General features: G+C 72.7%; 13 protein-coding genes. 8 read left to right on the forward strand and 5 right to left on the reverse strand.

Annotated features, from left to right (window positions below):
* Nucleotides 1–41 precede the first annotated feature (41 nt).
* Nucleotides 42–5,804 (forward strand): carboxypeptidase regulatory-like domain-containing protein, encoded by a 5,763-nt coding sequence (locus tag AC3A3L_RS09505; RefSeq protein ID WP_487639754.1) that lies wholly within the window; start codon nt 42–44, stop codon nt 5,802–5,804.
* A 41-nt stretch (nt 5,805–5,845) separates the two neighbouring features.
* Here the strand turns inward: AC3A3L_RS09505 and AC3A3L_RS09510 are convergent, their stop codons facing one another.
* Nucleotides 5,846–7,387, reverse strand: a complete 1,542-nt coding sequence (locus tag AC3A3L_RS09510; RefSeq protein WP_487639755.1) for a M1 family metallopeptidase — start codon at nt 7,385–7,387, stop codon at nt 5,846–5,848.
* A complete protein-coding gene (locus tag AC3A3L_RS09515; RefSeq protein ID WP_487639756.1) occupies nt 7,384–7,962 on the reverse strand; it encodes an RNA polymerase sigma factor in 579 nt (192 codons plus the stop codon). The genes AC3A3L_RS09510 and AC3A3L_RS09515 overlap by 4 nt, the downstream gene beginning before the upstream one ends.
* Nucleotides 7,963–7,982: 20 nt before the next feature.
* Here AC3A3L_RS09515 and AC3A3L_RS09520 point away from each other — a divergent pair, with 20 nt between their 5' ends.
* Complete coding sequence (locus AC3A3L_RS09520) at nt 7,983–9,467, forward strand: serine/threonine-protein kinase (RefSeq protein ID WP_487639757.1); 1,485 nt, start codon at nt 7,983–7,985, stop codon at nt 9,465–9,467.
* 8 nt (nt 9,468–9,475) lie between these two features.
* Here AC3A3L_RS09520 and AC3A3L_RS09525 read toward each other — a convergent pair whose 3' ends face one another.
* Both AC3A3L_RS09525 and AC3A3L_RS09530 read right to left on the reverse strand, forming a co-directional pair.
* Nucleotides 9,476–10,105, reverse strand: a complete 630-nt coding sequence (locus AC3A3L_RS09525) for a hypothetical protein (protein WP_487639758.1) — start codon at nt 10,103–10,105, stop codon at nt 9,476–9,478.
* 28 nt (nt 10,106–10,133) lie between these two features.
* Complete coding sequence (locus AC3A3L_RS09530; protein WP_487639759.1) at nt 10,134–10,787, reverse strand: hypothetical protein; 654 nt, start codon at nt 10,785–10,787, stop codon at nt 10,134–10,136.
* A gap of 81 nt (nt 10,788–10,868) precedes the next feature.
* Here AC3A3L_RS09530 and AC3A3L_RS09535 point away from each other — a divergent pair, with 81 nt between their 5' ends.
* Nucleotides 10,869–12,098 (forward strand): amidohydrolase family protein, encoded by a 1,230-nt coding sequence (locus AC3A3L_RS09535; RefSeq protein WP_487639760.1) that lies wholly within the window; start codon nt 10,869–10,871, stop codon nt 12,096–12,098.
* A 23-nt stretch (nt 12,099–12,121) separates the two neighbouring features.
* Nucleotides 12,122–13,606 (forward strand): amidohydrolase, encoded by a 1,485-nt coding sequence (locus AC3A3L_RS09540; protein ID WP_487639761.1) that lies wholly within the window; start codon nt 12,122–12,124, stop codon nt 13,604–13,606.
* Nucleotides 13,607–13,632: 26 nt separating this feature from the next.
* Here the strand turns inward: AC3A3L_RS09540 and AC3A3L_RS09545 are convergent, their stop codons facing one another.
* Nucleotides 13,633–14,817, reverse strand: coding sequence for a PucR family transcriptional regulator (locus AC3A3L_RS09545; RefSeq protein ID WP_487639762.1), 1,185 nt, complete (start codon nt 14,815–14,817; stop codon nt 13,633–13,635).
* A gap of 103 nt (nt 14,818–14,920) precedes the next feature.
* On the opposite strand from AC3A3L_RS09545, the gene AC3A3L_RS09550 reads away from it, so the two are divergent.
* From AC3A3L_RS09550 to AC3A3L_RS09565, 4 genes are all read left to right on the forward strand, one after another.
* Nucleotides 14,921–16,051 carry a ferredoxin reductase gene (locus AC3A3L_RS09550; protein WP_487639763.1) on the forward strand — a complete coding sequence of 377 codons (1,131 nt, stop codon included), beginning with the start codon at nt 14,921–14,923 and terminating at the stop codon, nt 16,049–16,051.
* 35 nt (nt 16,052–16,086) lie between these two features.
* On the forward strand, nt 16,087–17,328 hold the full coding sequence (locus tag AC3A3L_RS09555; RefSeq protein ID WP_487639764.1) for a fatty acid desaturase family protein: 1,242 nt from the start codon (nt 16,087–16,089) through the stop codon (nt 17,326–17,328).
* A 107-nt stretch (nt 17,329–17,435) separates the two neighbouring features.
* Nucleotides 17,436–19,400: an MSCRAMM family protein gene (locus tag AC3A3L_RS09560; protein WP_487639765.1), complete on the forward strand. Its 1,965-nt coding sequence runs from the start codon at nt 17,436–17,438 to the stop codon at nt 19,398–19,400.
* A 647-nt stretch (nt 19,401–20,047) separates the two neighbouring features.
* A complete protein-coding gene (locus AC3A3L_RS09565; RefSeq protein WP_487639766.1) occupies nt 20,048–20,308 on the forward strand; it encodes a hypothetical protein in 261 nt (86 codons plus the stop codon).
* The last annotated feature ends 3 nt before the right edge of the window (nt 20,309–20,311 follow it).

Consider the following 20,311-nt stretch of genomic DNA (forward strand, 5'->3'; position numbering starts at 1 on the left):
GCTGTCCATCGGGCTCGGGCCACGCCTGTACGGAGATCGCTGTGGTCACTGGAGAAGCCCGTCGCGTCGCAGGCCCCATCGGCCTGTTCCTCCTCGTCCTGGCCGTGGTGCTGGCGCCTCTTGCGCCGGCGTCCGCAGCGCCGTTCGATCCCGGCACCATCGGGGGCACGGTGTACGACCCCGACTTCGTGGAGGCCTCGGGCGCGACGGTGACGCTCTACGACGCATCCAGGGTCCCGGTCGGCAGCCCCCAGGTGACGGGTGCCGACGGGACGTTCGAGTTCGGTGGGCTGGACGGCACGTACTACGTCGGTGCCACCAAGGCCGGTGTCGGCACCGTCTTCTACGACAGCGCCGGCACCATCGCCAACGCCACCCAGATCGCGGTCGACCCCGACTTCGGCGAGTTCGTCGACCTGCAGCTGATCCCACCGCCTGTCATCGCCGGCACCGTGAGCAACGCCGGTGGCCCGATCGCCGGTGCCGACGTCACCGCCTACGAGCTCGACGGGTTCTGGAGCGAGGTGGCGTATGCGACCACCGACGCGTCCGGTCACTACGAGCTCGCCGGCCTGCCGCCCGGGGCCTACCGGCTGCAGTTCAGTGCCCTCAACCAGATCACCGAGTACTGGAACGACAAGACGTCGCTGTCCGCGGCGGACGACGTCACGGTGGTGGCCGGTGCGGTCCAGCAGGCCAACGCGGTGCTGGCCAGCCGCACCCCCGTCTCCGGCCGGGTCACCGGCACGGGCGGGGCCAACCTCGCCAACGCGAGCGTGACCGCCGAGCAGCAGGTCACCGACCAGTTCGGGGACACCTACTGGGACGAGGTCGACTTCGCTTCCACGGCGGCGGACGGGACGTACACCCTCCGCGTGCCGGCCGGCCCCACGCGTGTCCGCTTCGACGCCGGCTCCTACCTGTCGGAGTTCTACGACGACGCCCTCGACGCCGAGAACGCGCAGCTGCTCCAGGTGGCGCAGTCCCCGATCACCAACGTCAACGCCGCGCTCACGACGGGCGGCACGATCTCCGGGGTCGTGCGCAACGCCGGCAGCACCGGAATCGCGAGCGTGTCGGTGACGGCGTACCGCCTGGTCGGTGGCACGTGGCAGACGGCCGGCGACGCCTTCACCGACGGCACCGGTGCGTACGCCGTCGGGGGGCTGCGCACCGGCACCTACCGGCTGCGGTTCTCGACCTTCGGCAGCGGGGGCTACCTCCCCGAGTACTACCAGGACAAGGACACCCTCGAGACCGCGACCGACATCGCCGTCACCCAGGGAGCGACGGCCACCGCCAACGCGACCCTCGACCTCGGCGGCACGGTCTCGGGCACCGTGACCGGCCCCTCCGGCGCGGTGACCGGCGCCACCGTCGTGCTCTACACGCCCAGCCGCTTCTCGTCCTCGGGCTGGAGCTGGAGCGACTCGGCGACCACCACGGCCGGTGGCGCCTACACCTTCGACGGCCTGGCACCCGGCCCCTACCGCGTGTGCGTCGACTCCGCCGCCGGCCTGGCCCCGGAGTGCTGGAACGACAAGCCCGAGGTGTTCCTGGCCGACACGATCACGGCCGCCAAGAACAGCACCGCCACGGCGAGCTTCGTGCTCGCCGCGGCACGCAGGATCACCGGCACGGTCACGTCACGCGCCGGTGGCACGCTCGCCAACCCGTCGGTGTCGGTCCAGCGCAAGCTCACCGGTCCGGAAGGCACCTACTGGGCCTTCGACGCCTCCGCGACCCCCGCCGCAGCAGGCGGCTACTCCGTGGACGTCGCACCCGGCACCTACCGCGTCTCCGCGTCGGCCACCGAGCACAGGTCCGCCTCCTTCAGCGACCCGGCCACCCCGACGCGGCCTGCACGCATCGTCGTCGCCGCCGGTGCCGACCAGACGGGCAAGGACATCGCACTCGACCGGCTCGGCCGGGTCAGCGGCACCGCGAGCGGACCCTCGGGCGCCCTCACCGGGGCGACCGTGCGGGTCTACCGGTGGTCCAACCCGAGCTTCGTGCCGGCGGGCACGGCGCAGACGACCGCCGGCGGGGCGTACACGATCACCGGTCTCAACCCCGGCAACTACCGCGTCGGGTTCACGGCTACCGGGATGACGCCCGAGTTCAACCTCGACAAGGCCGACGTCGAGCTCGCCGACGACGTCCCGGTCGCCCTCAACGGCACCGCGACCGTCAACGCGACCCTCACCTCCAACCTGCGCACGATGTCCGGCACGGTCACCGCCGCGGCCGGTGGTGCGGCGCTCGCGGACGTCGACGTCGAGGTCGAGCGCCGGGTGCAGACGCAGGACGACGTCAGGTGGCGTTCCGTGGCCGACCTGACCACGCCGACCGACGGCACGTGGAGCACCACCGTGCCCGACGGCACCTACCGCATCCGCTTCTCCCGGAGCGGATACCTGGGCCAGTGGTACTCCGGCGCCACGACCGAGGCCGCTGCCACCCCCGTGGTCGTCAACGGCGGCAACCGCACCGGGCTGAACGCCGCACTGGCACGTGCCGGGACGATCAGCGGCACCGTCACCGGTCCGAGCGGACCGGTGACCGACGCGGACATCACGATCTACCGCGAGGTGGCGCCGGGCGACTTCGAGGACGAGGACTACGCCTCGACGAGCCCGACCGGCACCTGGTCCGTCGACTCGCTCACCCCGGGCACCTACGTCGTGGAGATCGGGGCCGACCGGTTCGTCACCGAGTACTGGAACGACAAGCCGACCCTGGCGACCGCGGACCGCATCGTCATCGGCGTGGGCAGCACCGTCACCGCCAACGCCACGCTGGCGGCGGCTCGCGCGGTCTCCGGCACGGTCACCGGGCCCACCGGCTCGCCGCTCGCCGGCGCGGACGTCACGGTCGAGGCGAGGTACGACGACGGCGACGGCGGCTTCTACTGGGACTACGTCACCGACGCGACGACGTCGGCGACGGGCACGTGGGCGGCGTACGTCCGACCCGGCACCTACCGGGTCGAGTTCCGGCGGAGCGGTCACGTCGCGGAGTGGTGGAACGACGCGTCCAGCGCCGCAGCGGCCCAGCCCGTGGTGGTCTCCACCTCCGACGTCGGGTCGATCAACGCCCAGCTGGCCGCCGCGGCGGTCATCAGGGGCCGGGTGTCCGGACCGGACGGGCCCGTGTCCGCCCAGGTGAGGGTCTACCCGGCGAGCGCGACCGACCTCGCGACGGCCCCGGTCCTGGCCAGTGACTTCACCGGCTCCGACGGCGACTACCTCGTCGACACCCTGCCTGCGGGCAGCTACAAGGTCCGCTTCGAGTCGTATCGGCTCATCCCGGAGTTCCACCTCGACAAGCCGGACCTGGCGTCCGCCACGCCGGTCGCGCTCTCGACGGCTGCACCCCTGACGGTGGACGCGACCCTGGCGAGGGGCCGGGCGATCACGGGCGCCGTCACCGGGGTGGGCGGGGCCGTCGAGACCGCGAGCGTTTCCTTCTACCAGCTCCAGCCGGGTGGGGGCTACGCGTTCGTGGACTCCGACGGCACGGACGCCGACGGTGTCTACCGGGCCCACCTTCCCTCCGGCACCTACAAGGTGAACATCTCGGCGTACGACAACCGGGTCTCGGAGTGGTGGAACAACGCGGCCACCCAGGCCGCAGCCGGCACGGTCGTCCTCGGCACGGCCACCGACGTGAGCGGGATCGACGCCGTCCTCGACGACGGAGCCTCCGTCACGGGCACAGTGACCTTCCCGCAGCGGCTCTCCGGCTGGGACAGCCGGGTCGTCCTCCGCGACGCCACGACCGGCGCGTTCGCGACCAGCGCCGCGGTGAACGCGCACACCAATGCCTACCGGGTCGAGGGCCTGGTCCCCGGCACGTACCGCGCCGAGTTCGCCCGCGATACAGGGTACGACGTCGCGGAGGCGCAGTTCTGGAACGGCAGGGCGGAGCACCTCGGCGTCGCGTCGTCGCAGACGTTCACCCTCGCGGCCGCCGCCACCCAGACCGGGGTCAGCGCGGTCCTGGTCGAGGGCGGCCGCCTGACCGGTCGCGTGCGGGACACCTCGTCGAACCCCGTCGCCGGCTGCGTCGTGACCGCCTACTCCGGCGACGGGTCGCGGGTCACGCGCCAGTCGCGTCCCTCAGGCGCGGACGGCGCGTTCGTCGTCCCCGGGCTCACCACCGGCGACTACCTGCTCCGGGTGGTCGGAGGCGGCTGCGGCGACACCACGTCGTGGTACGACGGCGCAGGCACGCTCTCGCCGTCGGCGGGCAGCGCCGTCACCGTCCCGGCGACCCGGGCGAGCAGCACGCCCGTGCCGAACGACCTGGTCGTCGGTCCGCCCGATGCGCCGCCGATGGTCAACACCGCGCTGCCGACGATCAGCGACACCACCCCCGAGGTGGGCCAGGCTCTCACGGCGACCGCGGGCACGTGGACACCCTCAGACGGCACGTACGCCTACCAATGGCTCGCCGGCGGCACGCCGATCGCGGGGGCGACGACCAGCAGCTACACGGTGGCGTCCGCCGACGTCGGGAAGACGCTCGCCGTCCGGGTGACCGCGAGCAAGGCGGGGTTCACCAGCGTGAGCGCCACGTCCGCGGCCACCACGGCCGTCCCGACACCGCCGACGATGAGCAACACGGCGCCTCCGACCATCAGTGACTCGACGCCCGCGGTGGCCCAGTCGCTCACCGCGACGCCCGGCACCTGGACGCCGTCCGACGGCACGTACGCCTACCAGTGGCTGGCCGGCGGCACGCCCATCGCGGGTGCCACCACGGCGGCGTACACGGTGGCGGCGGGCGACCTGGGCAAGGTGCTGTCCGTGAGGGTGACGGCGTCGAGGGCCGGCTTCGTGACCGCGAGCGCCACGTCGGCCGCCACCACCGCGGTCGCGCCGCAGCCCCAGGTGACCAACACCGCGCTGCCGACCGTCAGCGACACCACCCCGGAGGTCGGCCAGGTGCTGACGGTCGGCGACGGCACGTGGACTCCGGACGGCGTCTCGTTCGCCTACCAGTGGCGCTCGGACGGCACCGACATCGCCGGGGCCACCTCGAAGACCTTCCAGGTCCCGGCGGGGCAGCTCGGCAAGAAGCTGTCCGTCCGGGTCACCGGGACGAGGGCCGAGCACCTGCCCGGCTCGGCCACCTCGGCCGAGACCGCCGCGGTGGTGGAGACCACGACCGCCTACAACACCGTCGCGCCAGCGATCAGCGACAGCACGCCGACGGTCGGCGAGGCCCTGGCGGCCACGCCCGGCACCTGGACGCCGGCCGATGCCACGTTCGCCTACCAGTGGCTGGCCGACGGCACCGCGATCGCGGGGGCGACGTCCAGTGGCTACACGCCGGTAACGGGTGACGTCGGGAGGAGGCTGTCGGTGCGGGTGACGGCGTCGAAGGCCGGGTGGACGAGTGCCAGCGCGACATCGGCGCAGACGTCCGCTGTCGCAGCGGTGGTGGTCACGCCGCCGCCCCCGCCGCCCCCGCCGCCCCCGCCGGCTCCGATCCCGACGCCGGTCCCACCGCCTCCGCCCGCCCCCGCGCCGGCCGTCATCACGTGCCCGACGCCGAAGGTGAGCGGGACCTACAAGGTGGGCAGGACGGTAAAGGCCGTCGTCGGGACCGTCTCCCCCGCAGGGGTCACGGTGAAGTACCAGTGGCTGCGCAACGGCAAGGCCATCAAGAAGGCCACGAAGGCCTCCTACAAGCTGACCTCGAAGGACAAGGGGACGAAGGTGAGCGTGCGGGTGACCTACGCCAAGGCCGGCCTCGCGACGGTCGTAAAGACCTCGGCGGCCAAGAAGGTGAAGTAGCGGAGGCGCCGCTCCGCACGACCGGGGCGGCGCCCACCTGCTCAGTCCTCCGGCACGCCGGGCGCCGGCGTCCGCCGGCCCATGATCCAGCGGTCGAAGAACGCCGACAGCTCGCGGCCGGTCTCCTCCTCCCAGTGGTCGTAGACCTGCTCGCGCGACACGGAGGTGTTGTCGTTGTCGGCCAGCCAGGAGCGCGCGATGGCGTAGAACTCGTCGTCACCGAGCTCCTCGCGCAGCTCGTTCCACATCAGCGCAGGCGTGTAGTAGATGTTGGTGCTGCCGAACTGGGTCGGGTCGTAGGCGCCGGGCAGGCCGTACGCGTCACGCAGCTCCTGGTCGGCGGCCCGGGCGGTGCGCAGGTTCTGGCGCAGCGGCCGGATGTCGTGCTCGTCCTCGTAGACCCACTGCAGCAGCATCGTCATGCCCTCGTTGAGCCACACGTCACGCCAGTCCGACGGCGAGACCTGGTCGCCGTACCACTGGTGCACGATCTCGTGCGCGACCACCTGGGGCGAGAGGACGTAGTCGTTGGTGCCCAGGGTGACCATCGTCTGGGTCTCCATCGCGCTCTGCGAGGCGGTCACCACGAGCCCGAGGGAGTCGAAGGGGTAGTCGCCGAGCCGGGACTCGACCCAGTCGACCGTGTCGGCCGCCGTCCGGATCGAGTCGAGGGATCGCGTCATCCGGCTCGGCGTCCAGTAGTCCACCCGCAGGCCACCGTCCGTGGTGTTGCTGCTGTGGGCGTAGCGGCCGATCGCGAGCGTGACGAGGTACGACGACGCCGGCTCGTCGAGCTGCCACGAGGTCGTCGTGCCCTGCGCGTCGCGGGTCAGCCCGGTGAGCTCGCCGTTGGAGATGCCGGTCCACCGCGGCGGGGCGTGGACGGTGACGTCGTAGAGCGCCTTGTCCGCCGGCTGGTCGTTGACGGGGTACCAGGTGTAGGCGCCGTAGGGCTCCTGCATCGTCCACACCTCGCCGGTGCGGGTCACCGTGAAGCCGGTCGTGCTGAAGTCGCTGCGGGTGGTCGGGGCGGGTGCGGGCTCGGGCGTGCCGACGTAGTCGAGGCTGAGCTCGTAGCGCTGGTCCTTGCGGATCGGCGCCTTCAGCACGAGGTCCTTGCCGCGTCGGGCGAAGCCGATCGGCTCCCCGTCGAGCTCGACGCGTCCGACGGTGAGGGGCGCCCCGAGGTCGAGCTGGAAGCGTCGTGCGGTGCGGGCGGCGCGGAAGGTGACGACCGCCGCGCCCTTCAGGTGCTTCGCGTCGGGGTCCCAGGTGAGGTCGAGCGCGTAGTGGAGCGCGTCCACCCGGGGGTCGCCGACCGCGGGGTAGACGCTGTCCTCGCGAGGCGACGAGACGGCGAGGTCGAGGTCGGGCTCCACCGGCTCGCTCACCACCGGCCCGGAGCCGGGGTCGGACGCGGCGGGCGCCTCGCTGCCGGACGCCTCACCGTCCGACGGCGCAGCCGACGGTGTGTCGGCCCGGTCCTCGGGAGCGTCGGCCCCGCCCGAGCAGCCGGCCAGTCCGGCCAGGAAGGTCAGCGACAGGGTCGTCGCCAGCACCGCGCGAAGGCGGAGGTGCGTCACCGCTCACCGCGCAGCAGCGGCCGGGCGAGCTTGCGGCCGTGGTGGATCTGCGCCTTGACGGTGCCCAGCGGCGCGTCGACCAGCGTGGCGATCTCGTCGTAGGGCAGCCCGTAGACGTCGCGCAGCAGCAGCGGCTCGACGTACTGCGGGTGGTCCTTCTCGATCGTGTCCATGGCCTCGAGCAGGTCGAGCCGGGTGCCGGCGATGACGCTGGTGGTGCGGGGGTCGGGACGGTCGTGGGCGCCGTCCTCGAAGTCGGTCGGCGTGGCGAGGTTCTTCAGCCGGCGGTACGTCGTGCGCGCGCTGTTGACCGACACGATGTGCAGCCACGTGGTGAACCGCCCGCGGCCGCCCCACGAGGCGATCTTGGTGGCGGCGTTGAGCATCGCCTCCTGGCACGCGTCCTCCGCGTCGCCGGAGTAGGGGAGCACCCCGCGGCAGATGTTGAGCACCCGGGGGCGCACCGCCGCGAGCAGCAGCTCGAGCGCCTCACGGTCGCCGTCCTGGGCGCGCCGCGCCAGCTCGTCGATGTCGTCCGGCGCCAACGCGTCGCCCGGGTCCCCCGAATAGTCCACGCCTGCACGATAATGCCCGGGTGTCCGCTCCCTCTCGTCTCGGTCGTTACCCGGTGCGCCGTCGCATCGGGTCGGGAGCGTTCGCGACCGTCTGGCTGGCCTACGACGAGCACCTCGACAGCGCGGTCGCCATCAAGGTCCTCGCCGACAACTGGGCCGGCGACCACCACATCCGCCAGCGCTTCCTCGAGGAGGGCCGCTTCCTCCGCAAGGTGGAGTCGCCCCACGTCGTGACGGTCTACGACGCCGGTGAGCTGGAGGACGAACGCCCGTACCTCGTGATGGCGTACGCCGACCAGGGCACGCTGGCCGACCTCGTCGAGCTCTCGCCGCTGACGCGGTCGCAGGCGGTGTCGGTGATCACCCAGGTCGGTCGCGGGCTCACCGCCCTCCACGACCGCGGCGTGCTGCACCGGGACGTGAAGCCGGCCAACGTGCTGTTCCGCACCGTGGAGAACGGCCGCGGCGCGCACATCGTGGCGATGCTCGGCGACCTCGGCCTCGGCAAGGCGATGGACATGTCCTCGCGGCTCACGATGGCCGGCGGCACGCCCTCCTACGTCGCGCCCGAGCAGGCCCTGGGTGAAGGGCTCGACCCACGGGCCGACCAGTTCTCGCTCGCCGCGCTGAGCTACCACCTGCTGACCGGTCGCCAGCCCTACTCCCACAACAGCCTCACGGCCGCCGAGAACCCGGCGCCGCCTCCGCCGATGGGGATCGACGAGCCCGCCGTGGAGGCGGTGGTCCTCCGCGGGCTGGCCAAGGACCGTGAGGACCGTTTCCCCGACGTCGCGGCGTTCACCGCCGCGCTGGTGGAGGCCGTCGGCGAGCCCGTCGACGAGGCACCGCCGGCCTGGACCCCGCCCGACCCCGACCTCACCCGCGCGTCCGCCAGCACCGAGACGGCCGGCCCGGCGACCGGCACGAGGACGGGTCCGGCGAGCGACCCGCCGGCGACCAGGTCGTCGGGGCGGCGCCACCGGCGCTGGCCGTGGGTCGCCGCCGCCGTCCTGGCCCTGGTGACGGGGACCGGCGCCGGGTGGGCGCTCGAGCGCAGCGGGCCCTCCGAGCGCACGGTCGAGGACGTGACCGGCACGATCTTCGTGACCGTGCCCGAGTCCTGGACCAAGCAGGTCGATCCCGAGCAGTGGGTCCCCTTCGACGACCGGCCCGAGCAGGCATCCGTCGCGGCCGGCGCCCGGTCGGGGTGGAACTCCGACGACGAGCCCGGCGAGGGCGTGTTCGTCGCCCTCCTCCCGGGCGACAAGCTGCCCTCCCGCGTGCCGGGCCACGCCGCGTGCCCGGTCCAGCGCGGCCCCTACTTCGACGAGAAGGAGGGTGACCAGCTCATGACCGTCTTCTTCAGCGGTTGTCCCGGCGTCGACCTCATGGTCGAGCGCATCGTCCGCGTCAACCAGAACCAGCTGCTCTGGATCCAGATCCGCGCCGACGACCGGGCCACTGCCAACCGGGTGCTCGACTCCGTGCGGGCGTCGGGCGTCTGACGCGCCGGTCAGCCGAGCCGGATGCCCGACCCGACCCGCGCGACCAGGCTGGCCATGCCGGGGTCGTCGACCTCGCGGCCGGTGACGGCGATCTCCACCTGGGCGTTGTCGGAGCCGGTCAGGTCGAGCCACCGCAGGTAGCCGTGCCGCAGGTGGTTCGAGGTGATGAACGAGAAGTGCAGGCTGTCCCTGGTCTGGCCGAGCACCTCGACGTTGCTCTCGTCCTCGCGCAGCTCGTCGACCCGTCGGTCGAGGGTCCACTCGATCGACCGCCGGTTGCTCAGCACCTGCTCGACCCGCAGGACGTAGCCGAAGTCCGGTTGGTCGGGCGGGCGCCACTGCCACTCGTTGAGCGAGTTCTCGGAGAACGACCAGCCCTTCGGCACCGGCAGCGTCATCCGGAAGTCGCCGGCACCGACGGACTGGGGCACCAGCGGGATCCCCTCCTCCAGCGGTGGCGTCGGAGGGTCCGGCAGCAGCTCGGGGACGGGGTCGACCGGCAGGCTGGGGGAGGCGGGCACCGGTGCTGCGGTGCCCTCGCCCGACGGGTTCTCGCCGAGCACCCAGGACGCGCCGAACCCCGCCGCGACCCCGATGGCGAGCAGCAGCGCGAGCACTGCCGTCCCCCGCCAGTTCACGGCGCCAACCTAGCCCGTGGGGGTGGGCTCACCCGACAGGCCCACCGCCGGCGCCCTCCATGCCGTCGGCCACCCGGCGGATGAGGTCGCGGGTGCCGGCGACGTCCCGCTCGCGACCGTGGACGACGATCTCGACGTCGGCCTGGCCGCTCGCGTCGAGGTCGAGCCAGCGCATGAAGCTGTGCCGGGCGTTGCCCTCGTTGCTGCGATAGGTGTACTCCAGCGTCTCCGCACCGCGGTCCACGATGACCACGTCGTCCTGCTCCGCGCGCAGCCGCTCGATCCGGATGTTGATGGCGTCCTCGATCGTGATGTCCTGGCTGTTGATCTGCTCGATCCGCATCACGTAGGTGTTGTTGGACGTGCCGGGCTGCTTCCACTTCCACTCGTTGCTGGCGTTGGCGTTGGTGCTCCACCCGACGGGTGCGGGGAACGTGATCTCGAACTTCCCCGTGCCGACCTTCTGCGGCGCCAGCGCGATGCCGGGCTGCAGCGGCGGGTCGGTCGGGTCCGGGACGGGGGGCTGGGGTGCCTCGACCGGCATCTCCGGTGCCCGCGCGGGCACGGGCGTCGGCACGCCCGAGCCGATGGAGCCGTCCCGGCTCTGTGCAGACGCGGCGTAGCCGCCCCCGGCCCCGATCGCCAGGAGCGCGACCAGTACCGCAGGCCCCCGCCACTCCACGCCCTCATCATGTCAGCCGGGTGGTCTGGTCCAGAAAGCCGCGCCGGTGCGCCAGCGGCCCGCCGGGAGCACCATCGGGAGATGGCCACTCGGTGGGCGGTGCGGGCAGGGCGTGCGTTCGACGGGGAGCGGTTCGTGCCCGGCGGCGCGACGGTGCTCGTCGAGGGTGATCGGGTCGTCGGGGTGGAGCCCGCCGCCCTCCGCGTGCCGGACGACGTACCGGTCACCGACGTCGAGGGCACGCTCCTGCCCGGGCTGGTCGACTGCCACGTCCACCTCGTCGCATCGGGTGCCTTCCCCGGGACACCGGGGAGCCTCGAGTGGGCCGGCGCGGCCGCGCCCGAGGCGGTGGACGAGGTGGTGACTGCCTCCCTGCGTGCGCAGGTCGCGGCAGGAGTGACCAGCGTCCGCGACCTCGGCGACGTCGGCTACCTCGCCCTCGCGCACCGCGGCCGCGAGGGCGAGGGGCTGCCGCGGGTGGTGGCCGCCGGCCCGCCGATCACGATCCCGCTCGGGCACTGCCACTTCCTCGGTGGCGAGGTGGACCCCGACGATCCCCGGACGCTCGACAGCGCGGTCGCGGAACGCGTCGAGCGGGGCGTCGACGTGGTGAAGGTGATGGCGAGCGGCGGCTTCCTGACGCCCGGCAGCGACCAGCTGGGCGCCCAGTTCGAGGTGGGGCCGCTGCGGCACATGGTGCGCGCCGCCCACGAGGCGGGCCTCCGGGTCCTGGCCCACACCCACTCGGTCGCCGGGGCCGAGGTCGCGGTCGACGCCGGGGTCGACGGTCTCGAGCACTTCACGTGCCTGGGCGAGGCCGGTGCGACACCTCCGTCCGAGCTGCTGGCCCGGGTCGCGGCCGCCGGGACCACGGTGTGCCCGACCCTGGGCAACGACCCCTCCCGCTTCCTGCCCGTGTCGGCGATGCCGCCGCACATCCTCGAGATGCTCGAGCGCATCGGGATCACCGACCGCGACGAGCACTTCGCCCGGGTCGCCGCCAACTCGGTCCGCCTGCGCGAGCACGGCATCCGCGTGGTCTCCGGTCTCGACGCCGGGGCGATGCCCGCCAAGCCGCACGGCCACCTGTGGAGCTCGGTCGCCGAGCTGGTCCGGGGCGGGTGGCCGGTGGACGAGGCGCTCGCGACCGCGACCTCGGTGGCCGCCGACGACTGCGGCATCGAGGCCGGCCGCCTCGCGCCCGGCCGCCTCGCCGACCTGCTGGTCGTCGACGGCGACGTCGCGGCCGACGTGGGCGCACTGTCGCGACCCGTCGCGGTGTGGGTGGGCGGGGTCGCGGTCGAGCGGTGAGCGCGACCTCCTACGGTGGCCCCGTGCTGATCCGCAACGCCCGCCTCGTCGCCGTCACCGAGGCCGTCCCGGGACCCGTCGACGTACGCCTCGACGGCGCCCGCGTGGTGGAGGTCGGACCGTCGCTGGGCGGGGACGAGACGTCGTACGACGCCGGCGGGCGATGGCTGATGCCGGGCCTCTGGGACCAGCACGTCCACCTCGGCCAGTGGACGCTCGCGTCCGCGCGGCTCGACCTCGGTCCCGCCCGCTCCAGCGCCGAGGCCGTCGCGCTCGTGCGGCGGCGGATCGAGGAGTGGCCCGACCTGCCCGTCATCGGGTGGGGGCACCGCCCGACCGCGTGGCCCGACAACCCCACGGTCTCCGACCTCGACGCCATCGTCACCGACCAGCCGATCGTGCTGATCGCCGGCGACGGCCACCACGGCTGGCTCAACACGATCGCGCTCCACGCACTCGCCCTGCCGATCCGCGACAGCGTGGTCAGCGAGGCCGAGTGGTTCATGGCCTACGGCCGGCTGGCGTCGGTGCTCGGCCAGGACGGCACCGGTCCCGACGCCTACCGCCGCTCCATGGAGGCCGCGGCCGCGCAGGGCGTGGTGGGGCTGGTGGACCTGGAGTTCAGCGGCGGGGTCGCCGACTGGGTCGAGCGGTGGGGCGGCGGCGCCGACCTGCTGCGGATCCGCCACGCCTGCTACGCCGACGGGCTCGACGACGTCCTCGCCCGCGGCCTGCGCTCGGGCGACCCGCTCGCCGACGACCCCCGCCTGACGATGGGGCCGCTCAAGATCATCAGCGACGGCTCGCTCAACACCCGCACCGCGTGGTGCTGCGAGCCCTACGCGGAGAAGGCCGTCCCCGGCTTCGAGGAGGGCCAGCCCAACCAGAGCCCCGACGAGCTCCGGGCCCTGCTGGCCCGGGCCGCGGCCGGCGGGCTCGAGGTCGCCGTGCACGCCATCGGCGACCGTGCGGTTACCGAGGCGCTCGCCGCCTTCGAGGACACCGGTGCCCGCGGCGGCATCGAGCACGTGCAGCTCACGACGCGCGACGACGTACGCCGCATGGCTCGCCTCGGCGTCCGCGCGAGCGTGCAGCCCGCCCACCTCCTCGACGACCGCGACGTCACCGAGCGGCTGTGGCCCGGCCGGGCGGAGCGCTGCTTCCCGCTGCGGTGGATGCTCGACGACGGCGTCGACGTCGTCCTCGGCTCCGACGCCCCGGTCTCCCCGCTCGATCCGTGGCTGGCCATCGCCAGCGCGGTCCACCGCTCGGGCGACGACCGCGAGCCGTGGCACCCCGAGCAGTCGATCACCGCCCGCGAGGCGCTCGCCGCATCGACCGACGGCTGGGGCACGGTCGCGGCCGGGCACCCGGCCGACCTGGTGCTCCTCGACGCCGACCCGCTCGACGGGGCATCGGACCGCGAGCACGCCCGGCGGCTGCGGTCCTTCGCCGACCAGGTCGTCGGGACCTGGGTCGCCGGCGCGGCGGCGTACACCCATCCCTGAGCCTGCCCCGGGTCGTCCAGCGGTGGTCAGGCCAGCGCGAGCGTCGCGTCGAGGACGAAGGCCGGGTCCTCGAGGCGGTCGCCGTAGATCTCCCTGAGCTGGCCGACGCGGTAGCGGACGGTCTGGGCGTGGACGAAGAGCTCCTCCGCGACGGCGTCGCGCCGGCCGTGGTGGAGCAGCCAGCTGCGGAGGGTGTCGGTGAGCTTCTCGGCCGTCGAGGGGCGCAGGTCGGCGAGCGGCGCGAGCACCCGTGCCCGCAGGTCGTCGCGGGCAGCGGGGTCGGCTGCGAGCACGAGCGCGGCGAGGTGCTCCTCGGAGTCGACGAGGCCCTCGATGTCGAGCGCCGCGCACCGCAGGGCCCGGCGGTACGACGCCGACGCCTCGAGCCAGGTCACACCCGGGCCGACGACGGCGTCCGTGCCCCGCAGCGACTGCAGCAGGGTGCGCCGGGCCGTCGCCGACCCGGTGCTCGGCACGAGCAGGAGGGCGTGTCCCTCGGGCAGCCCGACCACGTCGTCGGTGGGCTGGAGCGTGCGCGGGTCGAGCGCGGTCAGCGCGTGGGAGACCTGCGACTCCGGCAGCACCACGGCCGTCAGCGCGCCGGGCGGCTCCCAGTCGGCGCGCTCGGCGGCGGTGCCGACAGCGTCGGCAGGTGCGCCGGTGAGCAGGGCGCGCGCGAGGCGCTCGAGGTTGCGCTGCCGGACGCGGCCGCTGCTCTCGAGCTCGTCGGTGTGCCCGGCGACCGACGCGGCGGACAGCTCGTCGATGTAGGCGAAGACCAGCTCCGCGAAGCGCGCGAGCTGCTCGGCGCCGATCCCGGCCTCGACCGCGGCGTCGGCCATGTCGCGCCACGACGTGCGGGCGCCGACCCGGTAGGCCGCGAGCAGCGCCTCGACGGTCCGACCGCTCCGGGCCTCGCCACGCCCCAGCTGGTAGGCCCCCTCGATCGCCGGCGCCTTCGGGGGCGCCTTGCCGTCCTGCCGGGTCGCCAGGGTGAGGAAGCCGCCGAGCGCGAGCTGGACGGCGTTGCGGATCACCTCGCCCATCCGCCCGCTGAACGCGCCGGCATAGCTGGGCACCTCGTCGATGATGGTGAGGACGACCCGGTCCGCGACGTCGGCGAGCCGCGCCCGCAGCGCCTCGGCCACGGCCGGGTCCAGGCTGACGACGGTCTTCATTTGTGTGGCGGGGCGCACGTCACGCGTGGCCATCGTGACTCCTGAGGTCCGTTTTGTTCGCGACGAACAAGAGTCTAGTCCCGATTCACGTGCGGGGAGCAGGAAGAACGCCGCCGGATCGGCGAGATTTGATGTCATGAGCACGACTCTCGAGCCGCCGGCACGCGGCGCCACGCGCGGCAGGCGACTGGGCGACCAGCTCGTCCGCGTCGCCGAGGCCGCCACCACGCCCTACCTGCCGGCCGACTTCATGGACCTCTTCGCGCCCCTGCGCTCCGGCGCCGACCTGCGCGGACGCATCGAGTCGGTGCACCCCGAGACCGCCGACGCCGCGACCATCGTCATCCGTCCCGGCGCCGACTGGGCGGGCCACGTGCCCGGTCAGTACCTCCGCATCGGCATCGACGTCGACGGCGTACGCCAGTGGCGCGCGTACTCGCTCACCCACGGCCCCCGCCGCGACGGCCGCATCTCCATCACCGTCAAGGCCGTCCCCGACGGCCTGGTCAGCAACCACCTCGTGCACGAGGCGCGACCCGGCACCCTCGTCCACCTCGAGCAGGCGGCAGGCGAGTTCGTGCTCCCGCCCGACGGCGGCAAGTTCCTCATGGTCACCGCCGGGTCGGGCATCACGCCGGTGATCGGCATGCTGCGCAACCTCTTCCCCAGCACCGACGAGGGAGTGCTCCGGCCCACGCGCAGCGCCGACCACGACATCGTGGTCGTCCACGTCGCACCGAGCCACCCCGACTCCATCTTCATCCGCGACCTCGAGGCGCTCGACGCCGCGGGCGCGATCCGCCTCGTCGCGCGCTACGACGACGAGCACGGCGTCCTCGACGTCGACCACCTCGCCGCGCTCGTCCCCGACCTCGCCGAGCGCCAGACCCTCGCCTGCGGGCCGGCGGGTCTCCTCGACGCGCTCGCCGCGCACCACGACGACGCCGGCCTGAGCCTCACCACCGAGCAGTTCCGCACCGCCCGCGTCGAGCCCGGCGACGGCGGCACCGTCACCTTCAGCTCGGGCACCACGCTCGACCTCGACGGCGCGACGCCCATCCTCGACGCCGCCGAGGACGCCGGGATGCTGATGCCGAGCGGCTGCCGGATGGGCATCTGCATGGGCTGCGTCATCCCGCTGCGCGAGGGCAGCGTGCGCGACCTCCGCAACGGCGCCATCACCACCGCCGTGCCCGGCGAGACCGGCGACATCAAGGTGCAGACCTGCATCAACGCCGCCGCCGGCCCGTGCCACATCGACCACTGAACGCCTGACCTCCACGACACCCCCAGGAGATCGACATGACCACGATCCAGAAGAAGGCCGTCCTCGGCCAGACCAACCCGATCGCCCACCTCACCGAGGCCGACATCGAGCAGATCGGCATCGAGCTCGACGCCATCCGCCAGGACGTCCTCGACGACCGCGGCGCCAGCGACGCGGCGTACATCCGGCGGGTCATCGACACCCAGCGCAAGATCGAGCTCGGCTCGCGCGCGGTGCTCCTGTTCAGCGCGTTCCCGCCGGCCTGGATCCTCGGCACTGCCGGCCTGAGCATCTCCAAGATCCTCGACAACATGGAGATCGGCCACAACATCCTCCACGGCCAGTGGGACTGGATGCGCGACCCCAAGATCCACTCCTCGACCTGGGAGTGGGACATGGCCTCGCCCGCCGAGCAGTGGAAGCACAGCCACAACGAGCTCCACCACACCTACACCAACGTCATCGGCAAGGACAACGACCTCGGCTACGGGATCATGCGCGTCGACGAGGACCAGACCTGGACCCCGGCCTCGCTCGCCCAGCCGCTGTTCTGCTTCATCAACGCGCTCTTCTTCGAGTACGGCATCGCCGCCTACGACCTCGAGCTCGGCGCGGTGATCAAGAAGAAGCAGACCAAGGACCCCGAGTTCCGCCGCCGCGCCAAGGCCGTGCTCGGCAAGATCCGCAAGCAGGCCACCAAGGACTACGTCGTCCACCCGGCGCTGTCGATCCCGACCGGCTCCTTCCTGCCGACCCTCGCGGCCAACTTCACCGCCAACGTCGTGCGCAACCTGTGGTCCAACTCGGTCATCCTCTGCGGCCACTTCCCCGAGGGCGTCGAGACCTTCGAGAAGCGCTCGATCGAGGGCGAGACCAAGGGCGAGTGGTACGTCCGGCAGATGCTCGGCAGCGCGAACATCTCCGGCTCGAAGTTCCTCCACCTGATGACCGGCAACCTGTCCCACCAGATCGAGCACCACCTCTTCCCGGACCTGCCGTCCAACCGCTACGCCGAGATCGCGCCCAAGGTGAAGGCCCTCTTCGACAAGTACGACCTCACCTACTGCGCGCGGCCGATGGTCCCGCAGGTCGCCTCCGCCTGGCACAAGGTCATCCGCCTGTCCCTGCCCAACGGCTGGCTCGCGACCACGAGCACGAAGAACGCGCCCCAGCAGCTCGCCATCCTCTACAAGATGGCCACCGGCGACCGCCGCACCCGCCGCCTGCTCGGGCGCAAGCTCGAGAGCGAGGCCCGGGCCATGACGAAGGCCGCGTGACACGTCCCATGGGGACCGATGTGATCGTTCCTGTCACGGAGTCCTTGACGGCGACCTAGGATCCGGGCCAACGCCCCTGCGTCGGCAGGGCACTCGGAAAGGTCGTCATGCATCGCCTGCGCTCAGCCCTGCTCCTCCTGCTGGGGCTCGTCCTCGCCCTCGTGGGCACCGTCGTACCCGCCTCCACCGGCACCGCCGCTGCCGCCCTTGGCAGCATCAGCGGCCAGATGCTGGTCACCGGCGGTGCCCCCATCCCGGGGGCCGAGGTCACTCTCTACGCCGAGGACTTCGGGGACTGGTACGACGTCGACACCACCGAGACCGACGCGACTGGCAGCTACCAGTTCACCGACGTCGAAGCTGGTGCCTACCGCCTCCGCTTCGTGGACCCCGCGGGCGACCACGTCACCGAGTACTGGTCCAACGGAGGCACGATGGACACCGCGAGCACCCTGGTCCTTGCTCCCGGGGAGAACCGCACCGGCGTCTCGGTCATGGTGACGCGAGCCGGCCACGTCACTGGCACCGTGACCGGCGACGGCGGTCAGCCGCTCGCCGACGCCGCAGTCACGGCGTACCGCCATGCCTACCCGTGGACCACCACCAGCTACGACGTCCTGGCTGAGACCTGGACCGCTGCCGACGGGACCTACGACCTCGGCGGCCTGTCCGCCGGCACCTACCGCATCGGCTTCGCCGACAATGGCAGCACCTACCTCCCCGAGTTCTGGGACGGCGCCGCGACCGTCGCGACCGCCCAGGACGTCGTCGTCCGGGAGGACCAGGTCACCGCCGGCAAGGACGCCCAGCTCGAGCGCGGCGGCGAGATCACCGGCACGGTGACGGGCGCGGACGGCGCGCTCGCCGGTGTCCGTGTGGCGGCCTACGCCGCTGACGCAGAGGACAGCTGGGACTGGTTCGCCTCCGCGACCACGGACGAGCACGGCAACTACTCCGTCGGCGGGCTGCCCACCGGCAGCTTCCGGCTGCGCTTCCGCGATCTCGAGTCGGGCCACCTCACCGAGTTCTACGACGACGTCGCGACGCTGTCGGCCGCCACACAGATCCCGGTGCAGGCCGGGACGACCGTGTCCGGCAAGGACGCCGAGCTGGCCCCGGGTGGCCGCGTGAGCGGCGTCGTGACCGGATCGACCGGCCCGTTGCAGGACGTCTGGGTGTTCGCCCAGAGCACGACGGACGAGGACGCCTACGCCGAGGCCGACACCGACGCCAACGGTTCTTACGAGCTCGTGGGACTTCCCGCCGGCCAGTACGTCATCGGGTTCTACGACTTCTCCGGCGAGCACGTCCCCGAGTTCTGGGACGACGCCGTGAGGTTCCAGGACGCCACGCCGGTCACCGTGACGGCCGGGCAGGTCGTCACCGGGCGCGACGCCGAGCTCGCCCTTGCCGCCGAGATCACCGGCACCGTCTCCGGGCCCACCGCGGTCGACTGGGTGTGGGTCTCGGCCCTCGAGAAGGTCGACGGCCAGTGGGAGTACGCCGGCGGTTCCTACGTCGAGACGGACGGCACCTACTCCATCCGCGGCCTCGCCGGCGGCACCTACCGCCTCGCGTTCGAGGACGACTACGGCCGCCTGGTGACCGAGTTCTGGAACGACAAGCCCACCCTCGCCCTGGCCGACGACATCACCGTCGCCGCCGGCGCCACGTCGACGGGCCACAACGCCGCGCTCGCCCTCCCGCAGTCCCAGACGCCTCCGCCGCCCGCCGCGCCTGTCCCGGCGCCGACCGCGCCGGTCCCGGCGCCGACCGTCCCGGCGACGCCCGCCCTTCCCGAGCAGCTCGCCGCCCTCGCGAAGGGGCTCAAGGTCAAGGGCAAGCCGGTCGTGGGCAAGACGGTCAAGGTGACCAACACCGTGACCGAGCTGCGGACCCGCGTGCGCTACTCGTTCCAGTGGTACGCCGGCTCGAAGAAGATCAAGAAGGCCACCAAGTCCAACCTGAAGGTCACCCGCAAGCTGAAGGGCAAGGCGCTCAAGGTCAAGGTCAAGCTCGCCGCCGGCGGCGCCACCAAGGTGGTGACCTTCAAGCTCGGGAAGGTGCGCTGACCCCACGATCCCCACTGGTCTGGACCTCGGTAGAAACACTGATGTATCAGGACGGCCGCAGGAGCATCCTTCTTGTCGTGAGCACTCGACATGGGGAGAACGAGATGACCACGAGCACCACCAGGGTGACCAGCACGTCGGGCGTGGCCCGATGATCCGCATCGGCTCCGTGGGGGAGCCGGGGTCCGACGTCAGCGCTGAGGCGCGGCCGTCGGTGCCGAGGCCGCGAGCCGCCGTGGACGGGGGGTCCACGGTGCGCACGCCGGTCGCCTGAACAACGCGAGACCGACAGCACAGGGGATTGCCGGTCAGGGCCGGAGGTCGTCCGACGAGAGTCGGGCCCTCCGGCCCTCGTGCGTCCCGGACCCACCGGCCCGAACACCATGCAGGCAGTTCGCGGCCCGCGGCGTGCGGCTGGGCGTGGCGGTCGCGGGCGGATGCGCGAACTGCCTGCACAGTGCCTCGGACGCATCCGCTCCCGGAGCGCCGGTCAAGGTTCCGAGGGTCTCGGGACCTCTGGTCTGGACCGTCTACCGAAGGCTTCTCCCAGACTTCCATGAGTAAAGGAAGTCCGGTCACGCCGCTCCTAGTGTCCTCGACAGGCGGTCCGTGGGGGGCCGTCAGGTGGAGACAGAAGGAGTCCGCCGATGAAGCACCGAGACGCCCAGGGGATCGATCTCACCGGCCGCATCAAGTCGCTCGAGCAGTTCACCGGCTCGCTGGTCGCCAGGCCCGACGCCGGGATGGGCGACGGCCCCGACGCCGACGTCATCCCGATCCACGAGGCCCCGCGCTCCCGCGTGCCGGCGCCGCGGCGCTCGCGCGTCTTCCTGCGCAGCGGGGGCGGGCACGGGTCGTTCGCCGAGATCACCGTGACCGCGCCGCTGCCGCGCCCGTCCGTCGACTGACGA

The organism is Nocardioides sp. Soil_C_8, assembly GCF_057656315.1.